At 72.8% G+C, this 4,437-nt stretch carries 3 protein-coding genes and 1 pseudogene; 1 reads left to right on the top strand and 3 read right to left on the bottom strand.

Annotation, left to right across the window (positions count from 1 at the left end; all coding sequences use genetic code 11):
• Positions 1–56: 56 nt before the first annotated feature.
• From VG276_30345 to VG276_30335, 3 genes are all read right to left on the bottom strand, one after another.
• Entirely contained in the window at positions 57–722 is a 666-nt protein-coding gene (locus VG276_30345) for a response regulator transcription factor (protein HEV8653584.1), read from the bottom strand.
• Positions 719–1,882, bottom strand: coding sequence for a sensor histidine kinase (locus VG276_30340; protein ID HEV8653583.1), 1,164 nt, complete (start codon positions 1,880–1,882; stop codon positions 719–721). Before VG276_30340 ends, VG276_30345 begins: the two co-directional genes overlap by 4 nt.
• 355 nt (positions 1,883–2,237) lie before the next feature.
• Positions 2,238–3,692, bottom strand: a complete 1,455-nt coding sequence (locus tag VG276_30335) for a sialidase family protein (GenBank protein ID HEV8653582.1) — start codon at positions 3,690–3,692, stop codon at positions 2,238–2,240.
• 484 nt (positions 3,693–4,176) lie between these two features.
• Between VG276_30335 and VG276_30330 the strand changes: the two are divergent.
• Positions 4,177–4,437, top strand: a pseudogene (locus VG276_30330) (DNA-binding response regulator).

Here is a 4,437-nt window from a genome sequence, read left to right as displayed (position 1 = left end):
GCGGCTCTTGTGCTGCACATGGAGCGCCTACGCCGCGGCGCGTAGCCGGCCGGGCGTCAGCGTGCGTCCGGGGCGGCCAGGCCGGCCTGGAAGGCGACCACCACCAGCTGCGCGCGGTCGTGGGCGCCCAGCTTGCCCATCGCCCGGCTGACGTGGGTGCGGGCGGTCGCGGGGCTGATCACCAGCCGCTCGGCGATCTCCTCGTTGGCCAGCCCCTCGGCCACCAACACCACCACCTCACGCTCCCGCTCGGTGAGCGCGCGCAGGCCCGGGTGCGGCGCCGGCCGGCGCGCCCGCCTGGCCACGAACTCGTCGATCACCCGGCGGGTGACGGTAGGCGACAGCAGCGACGCGCCGTCGGCGACCACGCGTACGGCGCGCAGCAGTTCCGCCGGTTCGGTGTTCTTGAGCAGGAACCCGCTGGCGCCGTCCCGCAGCGCCTCGAAGACGTACTCGTCCAGCTCGAAGGTCGTCAGCACGATGACCCGGGTGGCTGCCAGCTCGGGGGCGGCCACGATCGCCCGCAGCGCGTGGAGTCCGTCGGTGCCCGGCATCCGCACGTCCAGCAGCACCACGTCCGGGCGGGTGCGCCGGACCAGCTCGACCGCGGCCCGCCCGTCGTCGGCCTCGCCGACCAGCGTGATGTCGTCCTCGGTCTCCAGCAGCACTCGCAGGGCCAGCCGGAGCAGCGCCTGGTCGTCGGCGATCACCACCCGGATCATCGGTGACTCGCCCCCAGGGGCAGGCGGGCACGCACCAGGAACCCGCCGTCGGCGGTGGGGCCGGCCTCCAGCGTCCCGCCGACCGCGGCGGCGCGTTCGCGCATCCCGGCGATGCCATGCCCGGCCGGCCGTGCGATGCCCGACGCCCGGCCGCTGCCGTCATCGGCGATCTCGAGCACCACCGCGCCGGGCTGGTAGCCGGCCCGCACGGTGGCGGTGGCGGGGCCGGCGTGGCGCACCACGTTGGTCAGCGACTCCTGCACGATCCGGTAGGCGGCCAGGTCCACCGCCACCGGCAGGCTGGCCCGCTCGCCGGTGACGACCACCTCCACCGGCAGGCCGCTCTCGGTCATGGCAGCCGCTAGCGCCTCGAGCTGGCCGAGCCCGGGCGCTGGCCGCCACGGCCCGTCCCCGTTGTCGGGCTTGCGGAACACCGCCAGCGTCCCCTGCAGTTCCTCCAGCGCGTCCTTGCTGGACCGCTTGATCGCCTCCAGCGCCACCTGGGCCTGTTCAGGGCGCCTGCCCGCCACGTGCAGGGCGACTGCGGCCTGCAGGTTGATCGCGGCCAGGCCGTGCCCGACCACGTCGTGGACCTCCCGGGCGATCCGTAGCCGCTCCTCGTCGGCGCGCCGCCGCGTCTCATCCTGTCGGGCGCGCCGTTCGGCCTCCCGGCCCAGCCGCACCACCGTGCCGATCGCCCACGCCGGCAGCAGCAGCCCCGACAGCACCGCCAGCAGCAACGGCGTCTCGACCAGCAGCCGCTCCGGGTCGATGACCACCATGTCGGCGATGACGACGGCCAGCAGGGTCACGCCGCAGGCGACCAGGGAGGGTGCCGCCGGCAACCTGATCGCGACCGAGTACATCGCCACGCTCATCGCCAGCAGGATCGGCCCATGCGGGTACTCCAGCACGAGGTAGACGACGCTCGCCCCGACCGTGACCGCCAGCACCCCAAGCGGCCGCCGCCGCCGCCCCACCAGCACCGCCGCCGCGACCCCCATCAGCACGTACGCCAGCCAGTCCAACGGACGGCGCGGCGGCACCTCCCCCTTGGCCGCCGGTCCCGACCCCAGCGCCATCACCGCCGCCGCGGCGACGGCCGGCAACGCGTCGGCCACCACGGCCCGGCCGACCCCACGCCAACGGGCGACATCCATGCCGACCACGATAGGACCCGCCAGGATCGCTGGAATCCGCCCACGAGTGTACTCGCTCCTACCACCCTCGACGTAGCCGCAGCGACCCTGGCGGCGTCATGCTGCCCCCCTACGAGCTCCAGAGGCCCGGCGCCACGCTTCTGATGCTGGGACCTCGCCGTTTCAGCTCAGCGCGGCATGGCGCCAGATCCAGCTTCGATCCTCCTCGGCCCACTGCCTGCCTCAGCGAGCTTTGCTGGTATCGAGGCTGCAATGTGCTGGCCTATGGGCTCAATCTCCTCGGTCGCCGTGTAGGCGCCAACCGCCGAGACTGAAGAGATCGCCGCGTCGTACCCGCTGACCCAGTACCGGGAGTCTATGGCTGGATGCGCCGTGCGAACACGCTGGCGGGGTCGCTATCGTGGGGCTGGGAGAACAGCGCGAGGAAGTCCTCGCCGGCGCTGGCCAGGCCCATGTAGTCGCCCAGGAAGAAGCCCTCCGGTCCGCCCGCGCCCACAAGCTGCGGCGCCTGCCGCAGATCGAAGGAGGCGTCGGTGAGCCGTACCTCGTCACCGAACCCCTCTGACGTCGTGCACGCCGCCGTGGCGGTCGGGTGGCAGGCCACCAGCCAGCGGTCGGTCAGCAGCGACGCGGCCGCGTCGTTGCGGCGGAAGTCGGAGTAGCTGACCGCGACCGTCCCGTCGGCGGCCACCTCCACCGAGGGGGTGAACGCCTGCTGGTCGCCGACCGGGAGGTCGGTCGGGGTGGCGTTGACCTTCGCCGGCTCCGTCCATGTCCGGCCGCCGTCGCCGGAGGAGGACAGCGCGATCGCGTCCGCCCGGCCGCCGTTGAGGCGGGCGTCCTGCCACACCAGGTACAGCCGGCCGCTCGTGGGATCGACGGCGATGTCGGTGAGGAGGTTGCCGCTGGCCACCGGGTCGCCGGTCTCGGGGTCGGTGGTGCCGACCGATTGGAGCCGGTTCACAATCGTCTCGCGCGACCAGTGCCGCCCCCTGTTGTTGGAGCGGAGCACCGCGACGCTGGACTGGACCTGCCCCTGTGCGCCCACGGCGATGAGGGTGAACCCGTTGACCAGCTCGCCGTCGGGTAGCACGACGATCTCGTTGCCGGTCGTCAGCTTGTTGGGGCCTGGGTCGAAGATCTGCCGCGCCCGCCGCCAGGTGGCGCCACCGTCGCTGCTCTGGGCGAAGAACGCCGGCCCTTGCACGCCCACCTTGCCCTTCGGCGCCGGGAAGTGGGTCCACACCCCATAGACCAGGTCCTTGTCGGTCGGGTCGGCCGTGATCGACTCGCCGTGGTCTTCGACCATCGGGTCGGTCTCGGCGATGAGCGGGACCGGGTCGCTCCAGGTCAACCCCCCGTCGGTGGACGTGCTTGCAAGGATCGCGCCCTGACCGGCGTCGCCGAACACCGACGCCGACAGGTACAGCGCACCACCCGGCCCGAACGACACCCACGGGTCGAAGGCGTAGTCGAACTGCCCGCCGGTGCACCGGGTCAGGCCGGGGAGCACCACCTGCCGCCAGGTGGCGCCGCCGTCCAGGCTCACCCCGGCGACCAGGCCGCGGAAGCGGTCCTGCATCCAGACGCCGACGACGTTGGCGGGGTTGGTCGGGTTGACCGCCACGTACGGCTCGACCTCCCCCTTGGGCAGCACCGGGTCCAGGTCGGCGGGCGGGCAGTCAGCGAACGGGCTCGGGCCCGACACCTGCACCAAGGGCCCGGCGGTGTCCAACGATCCTGCCGCCGCGCTGGGTCCAAGCGTAGCCAGCAGGCCCACGCAGGCAATGCCGAAAAGGATCCGCCGCATGCTTTCCCCTCCTCCGGTCAGAATTCCGAATCATCCTTGCGGCTGGGCGCTCAACCGTCGTCGGGCCGCGGGCGGCTCTTGCCCTACCCCCCGCGCGTAGCCGCTCTACCACGCGGCGCGTAGGGCTGGGCATGTCACAAGACGGACATCCGCTGTCTGCGCCATGCCGAGCGGCCGGCCGGCGGCAGATGTTCATGCGGCGACCGTAAGCCGCGCCTGCGGCGCCTGCCGCTAACCAATACGCCAGGGCGGCTCTGACTCGGCCGGGTGCTCCCGCTCAAGCGCCGAGCGGCCGGCGCGGAGGTGGAGTACACCATCCGGGAACGTCCCCGGCCGGTCGGCGTGCTCGGCCACGAGCATGCCCAGGATGTGCGGGGCCTGCTCGGCGAGCGTCTCGTCTTGGCGCGGCCAAAGCGGCCAGCCGCTCCATCTCCTCGGTCTAACCCCCTGGATCACCTGGACGAAGCCAGCCTGGTCCGACCCGGTGATCGTGCTGACGACCTTCGAGCTGGACGAGTACGTCTTCGAGGCGCTGCGGGACGGCGCCAGCGGGTTCCTGCTCAAGAACACCGAACCGGCGGAGCTGCTGCGCGCCGTACGCGTGGTCGCCGACGGCGCGTCGCTGCTGTCGCCTACCGTCACCCGCCGGGTGATCGGCGAGTTCGTGGCCAGGCGGGCGCGCCGGCCGGCGCCGCACCCGGGCGTGCGCGCGCTCACCGAGCGGGAGCGTGAGGTGGTGGTGTTG

It is taken from the genome of Actinomycetes bacterium, from assembly GCA_036000965.1.
Lineage (GTDB): Bacteria > Actinomycetota > CALGFH01 > CALGFH01 > CALGFH01 > DASYUT01.
The sequence above is the reverse complement of the archived record's forward strand: the minus strand, read 5'-3'. Positions and strand labels throughout refer to the sequence as shown.